The organism is Pseudomonas sp. LA5, from assembly GCF_028640825.1.
In the GTDB taxonomy this organism is placed as follows: domain Bacteria; phylum Pseudomonadota; class Gammaproteobacteria; order Pseudomonadales; family Pseudomonadaceae; genus Chryseomonas; species Chryseomonas aestiva.
In genome coordinates this window covers 208,823-227,443 of sequence record NZ_JAQYZY010000037.1, presented here as the reverse complement: position 1 = coordinate 227,443, position 18,621 = coordinate 208,823, and the positions used below count along the sequence as shown (strand labels likewise).

The 18,621-nt window shown below is 70.6% G+C and carries 16 protein-coding genes; 3 read left to right on the top strand and 13 right to left on the bottom strand.

The window, feature by feature from the left end; all coding sequences use genetic code 11:
* Positions 1–23: 23 nt before the first annotated feature.
* Genes PVZ72_RS13060 through PVZ72_RS13045 form a run of 4 tightly spaced genes read right to left on the bottom strand, consistent with a single transcriptional unit; the run spans position 24 to position 6,390 of the window.
* Positions 24–3,038, bottom strand: coding sequence for an efflux RND transporter permease subunit (locus tag PVZ72_RS13060; protein WP_273862124.1), 3,015 nt, complete (start codon positions 3,036–3,038; stop codon positions 24–26).
* 3 nt (positions 3,039–3,041) lie between these two features.
* Positions 3,042–4,139 (bottom strand): efflux RND transporter periplasmic adaptor subunit, encoded by a 1,098-nt coding sequence (locus PVZ72_RS13055; protein ID WP_273862123.1) that lies wholly within the window; start codon positions 4,137–4,139, stop codon positions 3,042–3,044.
* 14 nt (positions 4,140–4,153) lie between these two features.
* Positions 4,154–4,939, bottom strand: coding sequence for a MipA/OmpV family protein (locus PVZ72_RS13050; RefSeq protein ID WP_273862122.1), 786 nt, complete (start codon positions 4,937–4,939; stop codon positions 4,154–4,156).
* An 11-nt stretch (positions 4,940–4,950) separates the two neighbouring features.
* The gene (locus PVZ72_RS13045; RefSeq protein ID WP_273862121.1) at positions 4,951–6,390 is read right to left on the bottom strand and encodes an efflux transporter outer membrane subunit; all 1,440 of its coding nucleotides are present in this window, start codon (positions 6,388–6,390) and stop codon (positions 4,951–4,953) included.
* Between the two features lie 96 nt (positions 6,391–6,486).
* Here PVZ72_RS13045 and PVZ72_RS13040 point away from each other — a divergent pair, with 96 nt between their 5' ends.
* A complete protein-coding gene (locus PVZ72_RS13040) occupies positions 6,487–7,161 on the top strand; it encodes a response regulator (protein ID WP_133860836.1) in 675 nt (224 codons plus the stop codon).
* Positions 7,158–8,327, top strand: coding sequence for a sensor histidine kinase (locus PVZ72_RS13035; protein ID WP_273862120.1), 1,170 nt, complete (start codon positions 7,158–7,160; stop codon positions 8,325–8,327). Before PVZ72_RS13040 ends, PVZ72_RS13035 begins: the two co-directional genes overlap by 4 nt.
* A 55-nt stretch (positions 8,328–8,382) precedes the next feature.
* Here PVZ72_RS13035 and PVZ72_RS13030 read toward each other — a convergent pair whose 3' ends face one another.
* The 9 genes from PVZ72_RS13030 to PVZ72_RS12990 all read right to left on the bottom strand — a co-directional run bounded on the left by PVZ72_RS13030 (position 8,383) and on the right by PVZ72_RS12990 (position 17,791).
* On the bottom strand, positions 8,383–8,937 hold the full coding sequence (locus PVZ72_RS13030) for a ProQ/FinO family protein (RefSeq protein ID WP_273862119.1): 555 nt from the start codon (positions 8,935–8,937) through the stop codon (positions 8,383–8,385).
* Positions 8,938–9,332: 395 nt separating this feature from the next.
* Positions 9,333–10,784 carry an aldehyde dehydrogenase family protein gene (locus tag PVZ72_RS13025; RefSeq protein ID WP_273862118.1) on the bottom strand — a complete coding sequence of 484 codons (1,452 nt, stop codon included), beginning with the start codon at positions 10,782–10,784 and terminating at the stop codon, positions 9,333–9,335.
* A gap of 54 nt (positions 10,785–10,838) precedes the next feature.
* Positions 10,839–12,026, bottom strand: a complete 1,188-nt coding sequence (locus PVZ72_RS13020) for a hypothetical protein (RefSeq protein ID WP_273862117.1) — start codon at positions 12,024–12,026, stop codon at positions 10,839–10,841.
* A 22-nt stretch (positions 12,027–12,048) separates the two neighbouring features.
* Positions 12,049–12,669 carry a class II aldolase/adducin family protein gene (locus PVZ72_RS13015; protein WP_273862116.1) on the bottom strand — a complete coding sequence of 207 codons (621 nt, stop codon included), beginning with the start codon at positions 12,667–12,669 and terminating at the stop codon, positions 12,049–12,051.
* 8 nt (positions 12,670–12,677) lie between these two features.
* Positions 12,678–14,159: an aspartate aminotransferase family protein gene (locus PVZ72_RS13010; RefSeq protein WP_273862115.1), complete on the bottom strand. Its 1,482-nt coding sequence runs from the start codon at positions 14,157–14,159 to the stop codon at positions 12,678–12,680.
* A gap of 8 nt (positions 14,160–14,167) precedes the next feature.
* A complete protein-coding gene (locus PVZ72_RS13005; protein WP_273862114.1) occupies positions 14,168–14,824 on the bottom strand; it encodes a class II aldolase/adducin family protein in 657 nt (218 codons plus the stop codon).
* Positions 14,821–16,455 carry a xylulokinase gene (locus PVZ72_RS13000; RefSeq protein WP_273862113.1) on the bottom strand — a complete coding sequence of 545 codons (1,635 nt, stop codon included), beginning with the start codon at positions 16,453–16,455 and terminating at the stop codon, positions 14,821–14,823. The genes PVZ72_RS13005 and PVZ72_RS13000 overlap by 4 nt, the downstream gene beginning before the upstream one ends.
* Positions 16,456–16,465: 10 nt before the next feature.
* On the bottom strand, positions 16,466–17,350 hold the full coding sequence (locus tag PVZ72_RS12995; RefSeq protein ID WP_133860827.1) for a TorF family putative porin: 885 nt from the start codon (positions 17,348–17,350) through the stop codon (positions 16,466–16,468).
* A gap of 21 nt (positions 17,351–17,371) precedes the next feature.
* Positions 17,372–17,791, bottom strand: coding sequence for a DUF2147 domain-containing protein (locus PVZ72_RS12990; protein WP_187979494.1), 420 nt, complete (start codon positions 17,789–17,791; stop codon positions 17,372–17,374).
* Positions 17,792–17,937: 146 nt separating this feature from the next.
* Here PVZ72_RS12990 and PVZ72_RS12985 point away from each other — a divergent pair, with 146 nt between their 5' ends.
* Entirely contained in the window at positions 17,938–18,585 is a 648-nt protein-coding gene (locus tag PVZ72_RS12985) for a TetR/AcrR family transcriptional regulator (RefSeq protein ID WP_273862112.1), read from the top strand.
* Positions 18,586–18,621 lie beyond the last annotated feature (36 nt).

Here is an 18,621-nt window from a genome sequence, read left to right as displayed (position 1 = left end):
CAGCCTCGCCGCCGGTGCCTCGTTCAGCTGTCCTGGCGCCGGCCATACAGCAGGCCGTAGAGCACCGGGATCAGCCCCAGGGTCACCAGGGTGCCCAGCGCCAGGCCGCCGATCATGCTGATGGCCATGCCGGTCCACAGCGGACCGGCAAAGAGCATCAGCGGGATGAGGCCGAGGATGCAGGTGAGCTTGGTCATGATGATCGGCCGCAGGCGCTCGCCGGCGGCGTCGAGCAGCGCCGGGACGAGGGGCTTGCCGGCCTGCCTTTCGGCTTCTATGCGTTCGAGTAGCAAGACCGCGTTGTTGACGATGATGCCGGCCAGGGACAGCAGGCCGAAGGTGGCCATGAAGCCGAAGGGATGGCCGCTCAGCCACAGCGCCAGGGCCACGCCGATGAGGATGAAGGGGATGCTGGCGACGATGATCAGCACCTTGCGCCAGGAATCGAATTGCCAGAGGAACAGCAACAGCATGGCCACGGCGGCCAGCGGCAGATAGCGCAGCAGGGCGTCGTTGGCGGCGGCGGAATCTTCGCTCTCGCCGCCCAGCTCCAGGCGGTAACCGGGCGGCAGCTGCAGGGTGGGCAACTGGGGCGCGAGGGTGGCGACCAGGGTGGCGGCGGTCATGCCGGGGTTGCGCGCGCTGACCGTGAGGGTGCGCTGCAGGTTGCGCCTGACCTTGACCCCGGCCTCGCTGGCCAGCTCGATCCGGGCCACCGCCGCCAGCGGTAGCGGCGTGGCGCCGCCCTGGGGATAGACCAGCAGGGTGCTCGGATCGCCACCGCGGGGCGTGCTGCGCGCCGCGATCTCGACCGGATACTGGCCGTCGCGCAGCTGGGCGCCGCTCAGGCCGTCGCCGGCCAGTTGCAGCGCCTGGGCCAGGTCGCGCCGGTCGAGTCCGGCGGCGCGGGCCCGGGCCGGGTCGACCTCGACCTGGTAGCGCAGCAGGCGCGGACCCCAGTCGTCCTGGATGTCGCGGGTCCCGGGGACGGCGGCGAGCAGGTCGGCGAGGTTGGCACCCAGCTGACGCAGGACCGTCTCGTCCGGACCGCTCAGGCGATAGACCGCCAGGCCGCTTTCGGTGGTGCCCAGGGAAAAGCGCTGAGGTTGGGCGCGCACCTCGGGATAGGCCCGGGTCAGCTGCTCGCCGACCCGGGCCATGACCTGGGCGAGATCGGCGTCCGGGCGGGTGGTGACGGTGAAATAGGCGATATCGGGACCGGGCAGCGGCGGATTAAGGCCCAGCACGATGCGTGGTCCGCCCTCGGCGACGTAGCCGATGCTCTCGACGATATCGGCATCCTCGCCCAGCCAGCGGCTGAAGCCCTGCATGAGTTCCAGGGTGCGCTGGGCCGAGGTGCCCGGTTCCAGCTGCAGGGGGATCTGGAACTGGTTGCGATCCGAGGGCGGCAGGAAGTCGTAGGGCAGGCTGAGCACCTTGAGGGTGGCCAGGGCCAGCAGCCCGAGCATGGCCAGCAGATAGGCCAGCCGATGCCGCAGCAGGACCTCCAGCAGGCGGCGATAGCCGCGGTGCAGGGCGCTGTCGGTGCTGCTACCGCTATGGCTGGGGTCCGGCACCAGGCGCAGGCAGAGCAGCGGTGTCACCGTCAGGCTCAGCGCCCAGGAGCCCAGCAGGGTCAGCGCCAGCACCACGGCCAGGGACCTCAGGTATTCATTGGTGCTGGTCTGGCCGAGAAAGAAGGGCGAGAAGGCCAGGATGATCACCAGCGAGGAGGTCAGCAGCGGGATGGCCAGGGTCCGGCCGGCGGCTGCGCAGGCGGCGCGACGCGCTTCGCCCGCGCGCAGGCGCCGTTCGATGTCCTCGGCGATGACGATGCCGTTGTCCACCAGCAGCCCCAGGGCCAGGATCAGCGCGGCGATGGACACCGTCTGCAATTCGATGCCTAGGGCGCGCATGACCAGCAGGGTCGCCAGCACCGTGAGCGGGACGATGGCGCCGACGATCAGCCCCAGGCGCCAGCCCAGGAACAGCATGACCACGGCCATGACGATCACCATGGTTTCCATCAGCACGTGCTGCATGCGCGCCATGGCGTGGTGCACCACCTCGGCCTGGAAGGTCACCCGATGCAGGGCGAAGCCGGTGGGCAGGGTGGTCGCCAACTCCTCCAGCCGGTCGTGCAGCGCGGCGCCGAAGGCTTCGACGTTGCGGCCCGGGGTCATGGCGATGCCCAGCACCAGGGCGCGTTCGCCTCGATAGAAGGCGGCGCTGCGTACTGGCTGCTCGGGCTCGACCTGCACCTGGGCCAGCTCGGCCAGGGGCACGGCGCGGCCTTCACCCAGCTGGATCGGCACGGCGCGCAGCGCGGCGGGATCGGCCAGTTCGCCGCTGATGGCCAGGCTGAGGACGCGTTCTCCCGCGCGCAGGCTGCCGCCGCTGACCAGTTCGTTACGGGTGCGCAATTGCGCCAGTAGCGCCTGGGGCGACAGGCCCAGGCGGGCCAGCGCCGTGGCGTCCAGGGTCAGGACGACGCGCTCGTCCCGCAGGCCATAGAGGGCGATACGGTCGACCCCGGGCAGGCCATAGAGGGCGCGGCGCAGGCCTTCCACTTCGCGGCGCAGTTCGCTCGGCGAAAAACCGCGCGCGGTCACGGCGATGGACGCCACCGCCACCCGACCGAAATCATCGTCCACCCGCGGGCCCTGGGTACCCTCGGGCAGGCCTGGCGCCACCTCGGCGACCTTGTTGCGGACGCGCTGCCAGAGCGCCGGCAGGTCCTTGATCTCGTCCCGGGCGGTGAGCTGGATGATGGCCTGCCCGGGTCTCAGGGTGGTCACCAGGGTCTTGAGTTCGGGTAATTCGCGCAGCCGGTCTTCCAGCGGCTTGGCCAGCAGTTCCTCCACCCGGTCGCTGGGCAGGCCGGGCAGGGCGACGCTGACCAGGGCGTCGCGCACGGTCACGCTGGGTTCCTCCTGGGACGGAAAGCCGAGAAAGGCGTAGATCCCGCCCAGCAACAGGGCCAGGGCGATGCAAAGCACCAGGCGACCCCGGCGCAGGGCGAAAGCGGTCAGGGACATGGCCTACTCCCCCGTGAGCACGGTGCTGGGCTGATAGGGCAGCACATGCTCGCCGGCGCGCAGAAAGGCGGCGCCGGCGACCACGATCCGCTCGCCCTCGGCGAGACCGCTGGCGATCAGCGCCTGGTCCTGCCGCAGGGCCGCCACCGTGACCGGGCGCGGCTTCACCTGCTGGGTCTCCGGCTGGTAGACGAAGACCTGACCCGCGGTGCCGCGCTGTCCGGGCAGCAGCGCCCCCAGGGGCACGGCCAGTTGCGCCTGGGCCGGCAGCGGCAGGCGCACGTCCAGCAGACTGCCGCTGGGCAGGGCCGGCGCCTCGCTGCCAAGGGCGAAGACCGCTTCCTGTAGCAGGCCCTGCTCGGCGCGCGGCGAAAGACCGATCAGCCGGAGCGCCAGAGGCGCGCCGTCGCGCGTGGCATAGGCCTGCGCCTGGGCGCCGGGTGTCAGCCCCTGGGCCAGGGCGGCTGGCACCTGCACCACCACCTGGCGTTCACCCTCGGCCTGCAATCCGAGCAGGGTCTCGCCCGCGCCCACCAGCCGCAGCGGCTCCGGCGCGCGCAGGACGATCTGGCCCGCGAAGGGCGCCACCAGCCGGGTCTGGGCCAGGGCGCGGCGCGCCAGCGCCAGCTCCGCCTCGGCGCCCCGTTGCTGCGCCTGGGCTGCGCCCAGGGCGGCGTCGGCGCCTTCCAGCTCGGCCTTGGCCAGGTTGCCCTCCGCGAACAGCTGCCGTGCCCGTCGCTGCCCGGCGCGGCGCTGATCCAGCTCCACCCGGGCAGCCTGCACCCGGGCGCTGGCCTGGTCGAGGCGCAGACGCGCCGGCTCGCCATCCTGCTCGGCGAGCACCTGCCCGGCCGCGACCCGGGCGCCCACGTCCACGGCCACCCGCAGCACCCGCCCGCCATTCTCGAAGGCCAGCGCCGTACTGCGCGGCTGGCGCACCAGGCCGGGCAGCAGCGGCGCCTGGGCCGTCAGCCGGGCGACCGGCGCGAGCTTGACGGTGCGCAGGGGCACCGGACCGGGGCGTTCATCCGGTGAGCAGCCGCCCAGCAGGGGGAGCAGCAAGAGGAGGGTGAGGGCGGAGGTCAGGCGCGGGCCGGGCATGGCGGGCTCCAGGATCAGAAGCTGTAGGTCAGGGCGACTTGGGCGGTGGTGGCGGTGGCGCGCTGCCGCAGCGGGCTGTCGCGTGCCTGGTCGCCGTAATAGGTGGTGGTCAGGGTCGCCACCGAACTCCAGTGCGGATCGAAGGTGTGCAACCAGTTCAGCGCGGCGGAATAGGCATAGATGCCCTGGTCGAGACGCGCCGGGGCGAAGCCGCTGGCGGCGCTCTGGGCGGCGGTGACGCCGAAATAGGTCTGGTTGAAGCGGCGGTCGCCGGCATGGGCGTCGAGATCCAGCGCCAGGGTGTCCTGGTCGGTGTGCAGGCCGATGGCTTCCATTCCCAGGCGATAGCGAGTGCCGCGCTGGGCCCCGGCCAGCCGCCATTCGCCCTCGGCGTTGAGACTGAGCCAGGGCGCCAGGGCCTGGCTCAGGGTGAGGTCCAGCACCGTGGCGCCGTCGACCTCGCCCATCCCCCGCAGCCGGTCGGCGCCTGGCCGCGAGGCGTTGTCGCGGTCATCGCGGCCGACGTCGTAGTTCAGGGCGCCGCTGAGGGTCAGCCCCTGGGCCGACTGCCATTGCAGGCCGAGGCCACGACTGGTGTCGGCAAAGAAGGGGCCGCGCTGGACCACCACCAGGGGCAGCAGCTGCGGCCGATAGTCGGCCGAACCCAGGTAGCGACTGACCGCGCCGGCCACCAGGCCGAGGCTGACATCGGTGTGGTCGCCCCAGGGCGAGGCGTCGGCCGCCTGGCCGGCCAGGGGCGTCAGGCAGAGCAGCAGCGGCAGCAGGGGGGTGCGGGTCATGGCAGGTCCTCTCAGGTGGCGGAAGGGTGGTCCAGGCCGTGCAGGGCGCGGTGCAGGCGCAGGCGATTGAGGCGCAGCGCCTGCTCGGTCTGGCGCAGCGTCTCGCCGGCGCGTAGGTCGTCGAGACCGGCCTGCAGACTGGCGCCGGGATCGCCAGCCCCGGCCTGCCACTGGTGCGCCAGGCGCTGGCGGCGCTGGTGGCTCAGTTGCAGCTGGGCGTCCAGGGTCTGGCGCTGCGCGAGCAGTAGGCGGCGCTCTTCCAGGCCGTCGGCCAGTTCGCGAAAGGCGTCCTGCAGGGTGCGTTCGTAGGCGGCCAGGGCCAGGTCGCGAGCAGCCTTGGCCGCATCCAGATTGGCGCTGTTGCGCCCGCCGTCGAACAGCGGCAGGGACAGCGACGGCGTCAGCAGTCGCAGCCCATGGCCGGCGCTGAACAGATCCTGCAATTGCGGACTGGCCAGGCCCACCGCGGTGCTCAGGCGGATGCTCGGGAAAAAGGCGGCGCGGGCCGCGCCGATGCTGGCGTTGGCCGCCTGCAGACGTTCCTCGGCGGCGCGCACGTCGAGACGCTCCAGCAGGCGGCTGGAGGGCAGGTCGGCCAACTCGCCGGACAGCTCCGGCGGAGGACCGGCGAGGGCAGGCGCAGCGCCGGGCGAGGGCGCCAGCCGGTAGCCGGTGACCCAGGCCAGCGCCCCATAGGCCTGGGTGCGCTGACTCAGCCGCTGTTGCAGCTGCTGGCGCGCCTCGAGAGCGGCCTGGGTCAGGGGCTCCAGCGCGGCCGGAGCCAGCTCGCCGGCGGCGATGCGCGCCTGGGTCCGCCGCACCAGCTGGTCGCTGAGCGCGGCCATCGCCTGGGCGCTGGCGACCTGGGCATCGGCCTCGCGAGCGAGCAGGAAGAAGCGCGCCACCTCGACCACCAGGGCGCCGCGCGCGGCCTGCTGACCATAGGCACTGGCCAGCAGCTGGTGGCGGGCTTCTTCCCCCAGACTGGCCACGCGGCCGAAGAAATCCAGTTCGAAGGCGTCCACGCCCAGGGTGGCGGTGGCCAGGTCCTGCTGGTAGCGCTCGTCCAGCGCCGGATCGGCGAAGCGCTGACGCGGACGCTGCACCGCCAGGCCCAGGATGGGCCAGCGCTCGGCCTGGCGGGCTCCCAGTTGCGCCCGCGCCTGCTCGACCCTGAGCTGGGTTATCCGGTAGTCTCGATTGCCCGCCAGCGCCTGGCTCGCCAGCGTTGGCAGGAGGGCTTCAGCGCTGACCGCGGCCAGCAGTTGGCGCTCTTCCGGACTGAGGTCGACGACCGCCGCGGGCGCCGCATCCTGCCGTTGCCACTGCCCCAGATTCGCGGGCACCGGCAGTGCCGGCCGCTGGTAGTCGGGAATCAGTGAGCAACCGCTGAGGCCCAGCAGGCTGATCAGCAGCAGCGGGCAGGTGACGGAAGCGGCGAGTGAAGGCATGGCAGGCAGACCCGGTGCAAGGCATGGATCGCAGCCTAGGGACGCCGAATCAAGATTCCTTCGGCGAATTGTCGAGATTCGATCAAGAGAGCGGACGTGGGCGACAAACTCATACTCATCGTCGAAGACGACGCCGACAGCGCCAGCGTGCTGGAGGCCTATCTGCTGCGCGACGGCTTCACGGTGATGCTCGCCGAGGACGGCCGCCAGGGGCTGGACCTGTTCCAGCGCGAGCGACCCGATCTGGTCCTGCTCGACATGATGCTGCCGCGCCTCGGTGGCACCGAGGTGCTGGCGCAGATCCGCCGCGCCGGGGATACCCCGGTGATCATGGTGACCGCCATCGGTGACGAGCCGGAAAAGCTCGGCGCCCTGCGCTATGGCGCCGACGACTATGTCGTCAAGCCCTACAACCCCAAGGAGGTGGTGGCGCGGGTGCACGCGGTGCTGCGTCGCTGTCATCAGGCCCCGCGCGATGACCGCTGGCTGCGCCATGGCGCCCTGACGGTGGATCTGGAGCGTTTCAGCGCCACGGTCGAGGCACGCCTCCTGGAGCTGACGCCTACCGAATTCGGCCTGCTCGCCACCCTGATGCGCACCCCGCACAAGGCCTTTACCCGCGAGGAATTGCTGGAGCGCTGCCTGCCGGAGAGCGAGGCGCTGGCGCGGGTGGTGGACACCCACCTGCACAACCTCAGGCGCAAGCTGGAGGCGGCCGGCATTCCCGGCGTGCCGGTGACGGTACGCGCCATCGGCTATCGCTTTTCATGAAGCGCCAGGCCCCGCTGGGACGCTGGGTCGGCTGGCGCATGAGCCTGCTGGCGCTGGGCGCGGTGCTGCTGATCGCCGCCGGCATGTACCTCTGGTTTCTCTTCGGCGACTGGTGGGTGCTGCGCCAGGTGCCCCAGGCGGCGCGGGCGGAGATCCTCCAGCTGCGCGCCGATCCGCAGGAAAACGAGGCAAGGCTCTGGGCGCTGTTCAGCCACTACTATCCGGTGCGCTATTTCCTGCCCGGTATCGCCAGCCGCGACTGGTGGGTGCTGGCGGGTCTGGTGCTGGCAGCCGTGCCGTTGATCCTGCTGGCCGGCTTTCGGCTGTCACGCCCGCTGTCGAGCCAGTTCTCCACCATCGCCGCGGCGGCGCGGCGGGTGGCGTCGGGCGATCTGGACACCCGGCTGGAGGTGGCCGAGACGGCACCCGCGGAGTTGCGCCGCCTGGCGCTGGACTTCAACAGCCTCACCGCGCGGTTGCAGCAATACGAACGCGACGTACGGGATTCCAGTGCCATCCTCGCCCATGAGCTGCGCACCCCGCTCAACGCCGCCTCGGTGCGGGTGCAGGGCATCCTCGACGAGGTCTTTCCCGCGGATGCCCGCCAGTTGCAGATGGTCAAGCGCCAGCTCGACCTGCTCAACACCCTGGTCGGCGATCTGCACACCCTGTCGCTGGCCGAGGCCGGGCAACTGGCGCTGGATCAGCGACCTTTCGCCCTGGCGGCGCTGGTGGAAGAGCGACTGGCCTGGTTCGCGCCCCAGCTGCAGGCCGAGGCGATACGACTCCACCTGGAACTGGATCTCCGCCAACGGCTGTACGCCGACCGCGATCGCATCGGCCAGTTGCTCAACATCCTGCTGGAAAATTTCCTGCGCTATGGCGCCAGCGGCGGCGAACTGGAGATCGTCCAGCGGGCTCTGGCAGAGGGACTGGTGCTGGAATTCCGCGATCGCGGCCCGGGCATCGCCGAAGCCGACCGTGAGCGGGTCTTCCACCGCTTCTGGCGCGCCGACAGCTCCCGGGCGCGCCATCTGGGCGGCAGCGGGCTGGGCCTGTCCATCGCCCGCGCCATCTGCGCGGCGCATCAGGGCCGCATCGTCGCCCTGGGGCGCGAGGGTGGCGGCACGGTCATGCGGATCGAGTTGCCGGGACGGCTGTCCTAGCGCGGCAGGCGTCTTGGAACGACTGCCCCTGTCAGGGCGACAGGGGCAGCGGGCCTCAGGCGGAGGCGTCGTCCGCGGGGACGGCGACGGCCTCGGCCGCTGCAGGCGCCTCAGCTTCGACCGGCGCGGCGGTGTCCGCCTTGGCCTTGGCCTGCTCACGGCGGGCCTGGGCGCGCTGGCGGCGTGCCTGCTGCTTGGCATAGACCGCCTGGGAAGCGGTCACGGTGCCGGCCGGCTGGCCATCCAGATCCAGGCGCGGGGCGTTTTCGGTCATGGCCGCCCAGTAGCGGGTGCCACGGCACCAGGTGGCGATCGACTGCTTGAGCTGGTCACCGGTGATGCCCAGGCGCTCCAGGTGCTGCTCGGCGTCCTTCAGGATGCCTTCCTTGAGCGGCACCTTGGGGGCCGGATTGACCGGGAAGGCCAGCGGGAAGTGCTTCTGCAGACGGCGGATGCCTTCGACCACCGGATCCTGCTCGCGGGGCTTCTGCTCGCGGGGCTTGGCTTTCGGTGAAGGTCTCCGCGCCGGCCGCTCGTTACTCTCGGTCTTTACCTGCGCTTTTTCGGCCCGCAGGCGGTCGCGTAGTTCAGCTAGTTGCTCAAAGCCCATCGTTCAGCTCACCGCTCCAATAGAATTCACGTGCAAGGGTAACCCATGCCGGGCTTGGACCGCGCCGATTGCAGATTGGCACGCCCAAGGCTGGCGGCCCGTCATTCTAAAGGCTGGTTTGCCGCTCGTGCATCCTCGGAAGCGTCATTCCCGGCGGATGGTGCGCCCTGCTGGGCGTTTTCTCGGCCCTTTACGAACGCCGCCGAGCGCAGGTGAGGCGAGTTGAAACGACCTTGGGGAGTAACGGCACAAGGCGACTCGACAGGTGAGCGCGCCCGAACCGGAAGGTCGAGGAAGGGCCGTGCAGGTGCGGTGAACGAGGCTTCCGACCGGGCTGGCGCTCCAGGCCTTGCGACGAAGCAGCGCCGATGATGCAGGCACTTCGCGTACTGGATCTAGCCGCCTCCGGTCAGGCGCGACACCCACTGCGCCAGCCGCAGCTTGAACGGCGAATAGGGCGGCAGCAGCAGACGAACGGCCAGCAGCGGACCGGCGGCGAGCACGCTGCGCTCGTGGGAAAAGGTGCGAAAGCCCGCCTGGCCATGGGCGCTGCCGCTGCCGGAGTGATTGACGCCGCCAAAGGGCAGGTGCAGCTGGGTGTACTGCTGCATGCACAGATTGACGCCGACGCTGCCGGAGCTGGTACGGGCGACGACCCGTCGCTGCACCGCGCGATCACGACTCCAGAGATAGAGCGCCAGGGGCTTGGGACCGGCGTCGATGCGCTGCAGCACCTCCTCCAGGTCGTCGTAGGCGATCACCGGCAAGAGCGGACCGAACAGCTCCTGGCTGTCCAGGGGGCTGTCGACGGCCGAGCAATCCAGCAGCGTCGGGGCGAGATAGCACCCGGCCGCATCGTGCGCGCCGCCGTGGATCAGCTGCGCGCCGGCGGCCTGGGCCTGTTCCAGCAGCCCGATCAGCTGGCTGGCGTGGCGCGGGTGGATGAGCCGGGCGTAGTCCGGGCTGGCGGCGGCATCGGTGCCGTAGCGCTGCACCAGCAGGGCACGACAGCGTTCCTTGAAGGCCGGCAGCAGGCGGCGGGCGACGAAGACATGATCGGGCGCGACGCAGGACTGGCCGGCATTGAGGAATTTGCCCCAGAGCAGCAACTCGGCGGCGGCGTCCAGGTCGGCGCTGGCGTCGATGATCGCCGGCGACTTGCCACCCAGTTCCAGGGTCACCGAGGCCAGGTGCCGGGCGGCGGCCTGCATCACCAGACGGCCCACGGCCGTGGAGCCGGTAAAGAAGAAGTGATCGAAGGGCAGTGCCAGCAGCGCCTGGGCGGTGGTGACGTCGCCTTCGCAAAAGGCCACGGTGTCCGGGGTGAAGGCCTCGGCCAGCAGCTCGCGCAGCACCGCATTGACCGCCGGGGTGAATTCCGAGGGCTTGAGCATCACGCTGTTGCCCGCCGCCAGCGCCGATACCAGCGGGCCGAGCAGGGTGGAGACCGGGTAGTTCCAGGGGCCGATGATCAGGCAGCGACCGCGTGGCTGGCTGTGGATGTGCGCCGGGCAGCCGAGGGAGGTCAGGGTCGGTCGCACCCGCCGCGGCTTCATCCAGCGGCGCAGGTGGCGGCGCGCGTGCTGGATCTCTTCCAGCACCGGCATGATCTCCGACAGTTCCACCTCCACCTCGGGCTTGCCGAAGTCCTGGCGAAAGGCCGCATAGAGCGCCCCCCGCCGCGCCACCAGGGCGCCATGCAGGCGCTGCAGCAGGGTCAGGCGCTCGGCGGCGCTGGAACCGCGCAGGGCCAGGGCGCGTGGTCCCTGGGCGGCGAACAGCCGTTGCAGGGCCTCGGGGTCGACCGGGGCGCAGGCAGAAGCGGAATCGGGGAGGGGCGCATTCATGGCAGCAGTCCGCAAGGGGGCAGGAAGGAGGCGAGGCGGCGACGACGGCAGTATTCAGCCTGGGCGTTGCCAGCGCCAGCGTGGCAACGGCCGGGAGCCGGGGGCACTGAGGGCGAGCAGGGCCGCCAGCCCCAGGGCCAGCAGGGTGAGCAGGGCGCTGGTCAGGGCGGCGGGCCGGACCGCGGCGCCCTGCAGCCAGAGAGACGCCAGCGCCGGGCCGGCGGCGCAGCCGAGCAGCTGCAGCGAAGGCACCAGGGTGGCGACGCGGCCACTGGCGTCCAGCCGCAGGGCCAGGCTGATCTGGAAGGGGGTGAGGGTCTGCCAGAGAAAGGTGAAGGCCAGGCACAGCAGCGCGAAGGTCAGGTGCGCCCCCGGTGCCAGGCCGTAGATCAGCGCGGCCAGACTGCCCAGCAGCAGGGTCGCCAGGGTCAGGGTGGCGGCGGCCGGCAACCAGGCCACCAGGGCCGCGCCGGCCAGACCACCGAGCAACTGCGCGGCGAAGCTGGCGGCGATCAGGGTCTGGGCCTGGCCGGGGTTCAGCCCGAGGGCTTCACCATAGGGCTCCAGATAGGCCCAGAGCGCACCGATCGCCGCCAGCTGGCAGCCGACGAAGGCCAGCAGCAGGGCCTGGGGGAGCTGCCAGCGATGGCGGACGGGCACGCTGCCAGCAATCTCCAGCGCCGCCAGCCGGCGGGGCAAGGCGGCGGTCAGCGGCAGGGCCAGGGCGGTCACGCCGGCCAGCAGCCGGAAGCCGCCGGGGCTGCCCAGGCGCGGCAGGATCCACAGCGCCAGCAGGGCGGCCAGCAGTCCCTGGCAAAAGGTCTGCAGCGCCATGAACAGGCCGGATAGGCGCTCGGCGGCGGGCTGGCGCACGATCAGCGCCACCGCCGCCCAGAGCAGCAGGCCTTCGCCGAGGCCGGCGAGGGCGCGCAGGCCGAGCAGCAGCAGATCACCGCTGGCCTGGGCACTGGCAAGGTCGGCGGCGACCGCCAGCAGCGTCGCCGGTACCAGGACGGCTGGCAGCCCCAGGCGCGGGCCCAGGGCCTCGCCAGCGATGACCCCCAGGCCCAGGGCGACGATCTCGCCCATGGCCACCAGGCCCAGGCCATCGAGGCTGGCGCGACCGCTGGTGAACAGCTCGCCGAGCAGCAGCGGCTGCAGGCCGAGGATGAGCAGGGCCAGGGACCCCAGCAGCAGCGCGGCGCAGACCTGGCGGGGCGGAGAGGGCGAGGTGACGGTCATGGGCTCTACCTTCGAAGAGTAACTAGTAACCGCGACTTTCCGCCGGCAGCCGGCCCTGGCGGAAGGCCTCGGCGGCAGCGCGCTGGTCGCGCTGGAGCCGGCGGGTGGCGATCAGCACCACCCACCAGGGCAGGCGGGTGAGCGCCGCGCCGGTGGCCTGGGCCAGGGTGTAGGCCTTGGCGCATTTCTCGAACAGCTCGGCATTGAGGGCGGCGCGGCTGGCGGTGGTCCCCAGGCACAGCGGCTGGCCGCCGAGCAGCTGGACGTTGCCCTGGTCGGCCAGGGCTTCCGCCAGGGCGTTGCTCCTGGTCACCGCGGGCGCCATCCGGCCCAGGTGCCGGGCCTGCTCGTCGAACAGCTGCGGCAACTGGCCGCCGAAGTCCGCTACATGCTGCCCATAGCGCCCGGCCCCCTGGATGATGGCGCCGACATCCGGTCGCGAGCGGTAGATGATTGCGTGATCGAGGGCGCCGCCGCTGCTGCGGGTCAGCTCGATCTCGCAGGGGGCGGCATCGCCCAGGGTGCCGTACCAGAGGCTGCCCGCCCCCGGTATGCGTACCGACAGGGCCAGGGCCGAGCGTTCGCCCTGGCGGGCCAGACGTTGCTGCAGATCCAGCCATTGCTGGCGCAGTTCGGCTTTCATGGGCGGCCTCATACCAGTTGGAAGACCCGGTCGAAACGCTCCAGGGCGTCGTCGATCACGGCGTCGGTGTCGGCCAGGCTGGTGTAGATGCGGCTGCCGGCCAGGGTGATGAGGCCATGGGCGGTATAGGCCGCGCCCATCTCTTCCATCATGTGCTTGCGCGCCTTGGCTTCGTTGCGCACCCGCAGCAGCTTGAGCGGGTTGCCGGTGTCGAGCAGCAGCACGCCGGAGGTCTGCAGATGGACGATGGAGCCCAGGTTGTAGGCGACATAGGGCAGGTTGCGGCGCTGGATGATCTCGTCCAGCCCTTGGCGCAGCCGATCGCCGGCACGACCGGCCTGGCCGGCGGCGTCGAGGCGCTGGATCTCCTTGAGGGCGTAGTAGCCGGCCACGCAGCACAGCGGATTGGCCGACAGGGTGCCGCCGACGAAGGCGCGCTTCGACGAGGTGCCGATGCCGCCCACCAGCAGCTGCATGACCTCGGCCTTGCCGCCCAGGGCCCCGGCCATGGGATAGCCGCCGGTAAGGCATTTGCCGAGCACGGTGAGATCCGGCAGCACCTTGAAGTAGCCCTGGGCACCGCCCATGCCGGCGCGAAAACCGGTCACCACCTCGTCGAAGATCAGCAGGGCGCCGAATTCGTCGCAGAGCTTGCGCACCTCGCGATTGAACTGTGGATGCACCGGGCGGGTGCCGCTCTCCGGGCCGAAGGGTTCCACCAGCACCGCCGCGGTACCGCCGCGCAGGCGATTGAGTTGCAAGCGCCGGCGCAGGGCGTCGAGGTCGTTGGGCGGGCTTTCCTGGGTGTGGGCGGTGGCGCCCCGGGGAATGCCGAGGGCCTCCATGCGTCCGGTGCCGGGCAGGCGCATGCCGTACACCAGCTGATCGCTCCAGCCGTGATAGGCCCCGCCGATCTTGATGATCCAGCGGCGCCCGGTATAGGCCCGCGCCAGGCGCACCGCGGCCATGGCCGCCTCGGTGCCCGAGCCCAGCAGCCGCACCTGGTCGATGCCGGGCACGCTCTGGCAGACCAGTTCGGCGAGCTTGACCTCGTATTCGTGCAGCAGGCCGGTGACCGGGCCGCACTCGGCGAGGATGCGCTGGACCTGCTCGCGCACGCCGGGGTGATTGGAGCCGAGCAGGGTGGGACCGCCGGCCTGGAGAAAGTCGATGTAGCGGTTACCGTCGACGTCGGTGAGGTGGCCACCTTCCGCCCGGGAGATGGCCAGGGGGAAGGGATGGTTGAACGCCAGGTTGTGCTGGATGCCCCCGGGGATGAAACGCTTGGCTTCTTCCGCCAGTCGCCGCGAGCCCTGGCAGCGCTCGTCGAAATAGCCCATGACCTTGGCCAGGGCATCGCGGCGCAGCGGGCGCATGGGTTGTTTGACCAGGGCGTCGAAACGGCGATAGAGCGTCTCGGTATCCGGCCAGGCGGAAATCGCCGGCGGCGTGGGTACCAGGGGCGGCGGGGTGGTCAGGGGCTGGTTCATGGCGGACCTCAGGACGGGAGGGAGGCGGTGAGAGTGGTCAGCAGGCGCTGGCGCGCCAGGCTGTCGGCGGCGGAGACGCCGGGGCGGTTGGCGATACGGCCGACCAGGTAGTGCTCGCAGAAGGCTTCCAGCTGCTCCAGCACCGCCAGGGTCTGCCGCGCGCTGGCGCCGTAGCAGAGCACCCCGTGGTTGCGCAGCAGATAGGCCGGGCTCTCGGCGCTCAGGGCGCGATCCAGGCGCTTGGCCAGCCAGCTGGTGCCGGAGGGGGCATAGCCCACCAGCGGCAGGTGGCGGCCCAGTTCGGGCCAGCGCTCGGGGTCGTCGACGCTCAGGGCCTCGCCCAGCAGGGTGCAGGCACTGGCCAGCGGCTGGTGGGTATGCAGGCTGCAGCCCGCGGCGGGAAAGCGCCGCAGCACCCGGGCGTGCAACCCGGTTTCCACCGAGGGCGCGCGATCGCCTTCGAGCTGGTGCAGGTCGGCCAGGCGCAGGATGCAGACGTCTTCCGCGCCCATCTGGTAGTAGTCGAGGGCGGAGGGGGTCACCGCGATGCGCTCGGCATCCAGGCGCAGGGCCAGATTGCCGCCGGTGGCGGCGAAGAAGCCGCGGCGCACCAGGTGCAGGCAGAGATCGACCACCTGTTCGCGCGCTTCGAGGGTATCGCTCATGGTCGGGCTCCCTGGTTGGGGTTGAGGCGGCGGTAGAGCGGCGCCAGGCGCCGGCGGACTTCGAGAAAGGTGGCGTAGCTGTCGTCGTAGCGCGCCCTCGCCTGGGGGCAGGGCTGGTAGAGGCGCGGCGGTCGCTGCAGCGCCGGCACATCGCTGAAGGTCAGGGCGCCGATGCCGGCGGCGGCGATATAGGCCGAGCCCCGGGCATTGGCCTGGATGGGCGCATCGGGCTGGGCGATCACGTGGCCGGTGACGTCGGCCATGATCTGGCACCAGAGATTGGACTGGGCGCCGCCGCCCACCGCCGTGATCCGCTCCGGTCGGCGGCCGAGGAAGCGACCGAAGGGTTCCAGCATCCAGCGGGTGTTGAGCGCCACCCCTTCGAGAAAGGCGCGGATGATGTCTTCGCGGGTGTGCTCCAGCGACAGGTTGATCAGCGCCGCGCGCAGGCTGGGATCGTCCACCGGGCTGCGCTCGCCATACAGCCAGGGGGTGTAGAGCAGCCCGCGGGCGCCGGCCGGCACCCGGGCGGCGATGCGGTCGAGCAGGGCATAGAGATCCGGGTGCTGTTCGTCGCTGAGGAGTTCGTCCGGGTGGTAGAGCACCTTGTCGCGCAGGAAGGACAGGTTGGCACCCGCCGCGGTCTGCAGCGCCATGGCCAGGTAGCGGCCCTTGACCGCGCTGGGCACGGCGGCCATGTGGCGCAGGACATCGGACTTCTTGGAGGGCACATGGGCGCCCAGCCAGGAGGAGGTGCCCAGGTAGAGGTGCGGCGCGAAGTCTTCCACCGCGGAGCCCACCGCCACCGCCGAGGTGTCCACCGAGCCGGCCACTACCGGGGTGCTGCGCGGCAGGCCGAGCTGGTCGGCCACCGCGCCGGTCAGGGTGCCGATCACCTCCGCGGAATCCACCAGATCGGGCAGCTTGTCGCGGTCGAAGCCCAGGGTGCGGATCAGCCCGGCGTCGTACTTCACCTGGCGCGAATCGCGGTTGTCGGTGATCCAGGCGGTGCAGATGGAATCGGCGGTGGCGCAGCAGCGCCCGGTGAGGCGCAGATTCATGAAATCGAGGACATTGAGAAACTTCACCGTGCGCGCATAGCGCTCCGGCTGATGGTCCTGCAGGTAGGCGATATGGCCCGCCGAATCCTTGCCCGACAGCGAGGGCGCACCGCCGGTGAGGCGGATCCAGCGCCACAGCTTGAACGGCGAGTAGCCGGCCACCTTCAGCCGGCCGCCGCCGACCCGCCGCGCCACGGATTCGGCGCCGCGCATGTCCAGCCAGAGCAGCGCCCGGCCCAGGGCCTGGCCGTTGGCGTCCACGCACACCGTGCCCTCGGTCTGGGTCGAGCAGCACACCGCCACCACCCGCCGCCGCCGTGCCGGGTCCGCTGCCAGCAATTCGCCGGCGCCGCGCAGGAAGGCCTGCCACCAGTCTTCCGGTTCCTGTTCGGCGCTGTGGCCCTCGACGTGCAGGGTGACGCCATGGAAGGTCCAGGCGACCACCTCGCCGCCGAGGGTGACCAGGGCGCTCTTGCAGCCGGAGGTGCCGAGATCCACCACCAGCACCAGGCCGTCGAGGGCGGTGGCCTGGGCCGGTGCGGGCGGCGTGGCGAAGACGTGAGGTTTCATGGGCGCCGGCTCAGAAGGGACGGGCCACGGACAGCACCCAGCGGGCCTCGTCCGTCGCGCGCTGATGGTCGCCGTCTTCGGCGATGTAGAGTTCGCGCGCCCGGGTATGGGGGCTCAGGTAGTCCAGGCCGAAGTCGAAGCCCCAGTGGCGATGCACCAGGCCCACGCCGTAGTCGCTGAAGTTGGCCTCGGAGAAGTTGCGGATCTGCTGGTAGCCGGCGTGCAGCTTGAGGCTGGTGCGCGGGGTCAGCTCGTAGCGATAGTCCAGGTCGTAGAGCAGGCTGCCGCGGGAGTTGTGCTCGCCCTTGGCATAGCACTCCAGGCCCTTGGTCGGGTCGGGATTGAATTGCAGCTGGGCGCCGCAGACCCCGGCGGTGTTGGCGCCGCGATAGTTTTCCGAGAGCACGTTGAGGATGCGCCCCTGCAGGGCCCCGTAGCCGATCTCCAGCACCGCGAACTGGCTGTTGTAGTTGGTGCTGCGCAAGCCATCGGGAGCGCCGGTCTCCGGATCGATGCGGCTGGGCGCCTTGAAGTGGGCACCGGGAAAGAATTCCCCGGCCAGACCGACACCGAAGTGCCAGGCCTCCGGATCGCCGAAGCGGTAGCCGCCGGCCAGCAGCACGTTGGCGCCATCGCCGTCGATGAACTGCTTCTTGCTCACGGTGCCGATTTCCGCCAGGCCGATCAGGCCGCTTTCGTGGGCGAATTCCACGGTGACCTTCGCCCCCGGCCGATTGAGCGAGTCGGAGATGCCGCGGTTACGCACGTCCGAGAGCAGACGCGGGGTGATGGTCAGGGCATAGCTGGCCAGGTCGTCGTCGGCCTGGACCGCGCTGCCGAGAACGCTCAGGCACAGCAGGGCCGCCGCCTGGGTGCGGTGAAGAATCCGGTTCATGGGGTCGCTCCTTGCGGTGGCTTAGCTGCAGTGCGGGGTGGCGGGAAGGGCGCTCAGCGGGGTGAGCTGTTCGGTCTTGCCGAGCACCTCGGTGCCGACATAGGCGCGGATGTTGAGGTCGTCGCCCTTGCGGCGGACGTAGCCCTTGTACTTCTTGCCATCGCGCGGATCGAATACCCAGCCGTCGCGCCAGGTGCCGCCGTCGTCGCGACTCATCTGGAAGATGCGGGTGCCGCAGGTGTCATGGGCATTGCCGGCGTCCTTGTCCCAGACGATGGTGCCGCACAGGGCACCGGCGTTGTCGGCGCAGGGCATGACCTTGACCGCGGCGCCCTGGTCGGCGGTCAGCCAGAGTCCCTGGACCGGTACGGCGTCGGCGGCCAGCACGGGGGCGAGGGGGAGCGCCAATAAGGCGGCGGCGAGCGCGAGGGGTGTTTTCATGGAGGAGACTCCTGCTGATTGTTGTGGTTGTGGCTGGAGGCAGTAAGGCAACGCTGTTGCTGATATGATAGTTATCGCTACACGATAGTTATAACTATCATTTTACTGCCCATCAAGGGTTTTTTCGTTCAGCCGAGAGCTTTTTCATGGTCGCCAAAGAGTCCGCTCCATCCTCCCGCGCCACGCCCAAGGCCCGCCCCAGCCAGCAGCGGGCAGCGGAAACCTATGAACGCATCCTGGCGGCGGCGGCGGAGGTGCTGTGTCAGGTTGGCATCGAGCGGCTGTCGACCAATCTGGTCTGCGATTGCGCGGGGCTGACCCCGCCGGCGCTCTACCGCTACTTTCCCAACAAGTACGCCCTGCTGGAGGAGCTGGGTCGGCGCCTGCTGGAAAAGCAGAATGCGCAGATAGACGGGCGGATCAATGCCGAGCTGCTGGCCGGTCCTTTGGAGCGGGTGGAAGACGTCCTGACCGGGCTTTTGCTGGATACCTACCGGGTCACCGCCGAGACCGCCGGGGGCATGTGGATCCTCAAGGCGCTGCGCGCGGTGCCCTCGCTGGAGCACGTGCGGCTGGATTCGCATCGCCGGGTGGCGGCGCAGCAGGCCGCGTTGCTGGTGCTGCTGCTGCCTGGCGTGCCGCCGGCCGCCGTCGCCCAGGTCGCGCGGATCGTGGTCGAGCTGATCCACTCCACCGTGGAGCTGCTGTTCGATGAGGAGCTGCCGGCGGAAAGCACCTGCCGCACCGTCGCGGCCATGCTCAGCGGTCATCTGGGGCGCCTGCGCGACGGCTGAATCTTTCGCCCGCCGGGGCGAGCATCAGGCAGGGAA

What these genes read in the sequence shown, in the direction of transcription:
- PVZ72_RS13060 (WP_273862124.1), bottom strand. Translation starts at nt 3,038, where the DNA reads ATGTCCCTGACCGCTTTCGCCCTGCGCCGGGGTCGCCTGGTGCTTTGC.
- PVZ72_RS13055 (WP_273862123.1), bottom strand. Translation starts at nt 4,139, where the DNA reads ATGCCCGGCCCGCGCCTGACCTCCGCCCTCACCCTCCTCTTGCTGCTC.
- PVZ72_RS13050 (WP_273862122.1), bottom strand. Translation starts at nt 4,939, where the DNA reads ATGACCCGCACCCCCCTGCTGCCGCTGCTGCTCTGCCTGACGCCCCTG.
- PVZ72_RS13045 (WP_273862121.1), bottom strand. Translation starts at nt 6,390, where the DNA reads ATGCCTTCACTCGCCGCTTCCGTCACCTGCCCGCTGCTGCTGATCAGC.
- PVZ72_RS13035 (WP_273862120.1), top strand. Translation starts at nt 7,158, where the DNA reads ATGAAGCGCCAGGCCCCGCTGGGACGCTGGGTCGGCTGGCGCATGAGC.
- PVZ72_RS13030 (WP_273862119.1), bottom strand. Translation starts at nt 8,937, where the DNA reads ATGGGCTTTGAGCAACTAGCTGAACTACGCGACCGCCTGCGGGCCGAA.
- PVZ72_RS13025 (WP_273862118.1), bottom strand. Translation starts at nt 10,784, where the DNA reads ATGAATGCGCCCCTCCCCGATTCCGCTTCTGCCTGCGCCCCGGTCGAC.
- PVZ72_RS13020 (WP_273862117.1), bottom strand. Translation starts at nt 12,026, where the DNA reads ATGACCGTCACCTCGCCCTCTCCGCCCCGCCAGGTCTGCGCCGCGCTG.
- PVZ72_RS13015 (WP_273862116.1), bottom strand. Translation starts at nt 12,669, where the DNA reads ATGAAAGCCGAACTGCGCCAGCAATGGCTGGATCTGCAGCAACGTCTG.
- PVZ72_RS13010 (WP_273862115.1), bottom strand. Translation starts at nt 14,159, where the DNA reads ATGAACCAGCCCCTGACCACCCCGCCGCCCCTGGTACCCACGCCGCCG.
- PVZ72_RS13005 (WP_273862114.1), bottom strand. Translation starts at nt 14,824, where the DNA reads ATGAGCGATACCCTCGAAGCGCGCGAACAGGTGGTCGATCTCTGCCTG.
- PVZ72_RS13000 (WP_273862113.1), bottom strand. Translation starts at nt 16,455, where the DNA reads ATGAAACCTCACGTCTTCGCCACGCCGCCCGCACCGGCCCAGGCCACC.
- PVZ72_RS12995 (WP_133860827.1), bottom strand. Translation starts at nt 17,350, where the DNA reads ATGAACCGGATTCTTCACCGCACCCAGGCGGCGGCCCTGCTGTGCCTG.
- PVZ72_RS12990 (WP_187979494.1), bottom strand. Translation starts at nt 17,791, where the DNA reads ATGAAAACACCCCTCGCGCTCGCCGCCGCCTTATTGGCGCTCCCCCTC.
- PVZ72_RS12985 (WP_273862112.1), top strand. Translation starts at nt 17,938, where the DNA reads ATGGTCGCCAAAGAGTCCGCTCCATCCTCCCGCGCCACGCCCAAGGCC.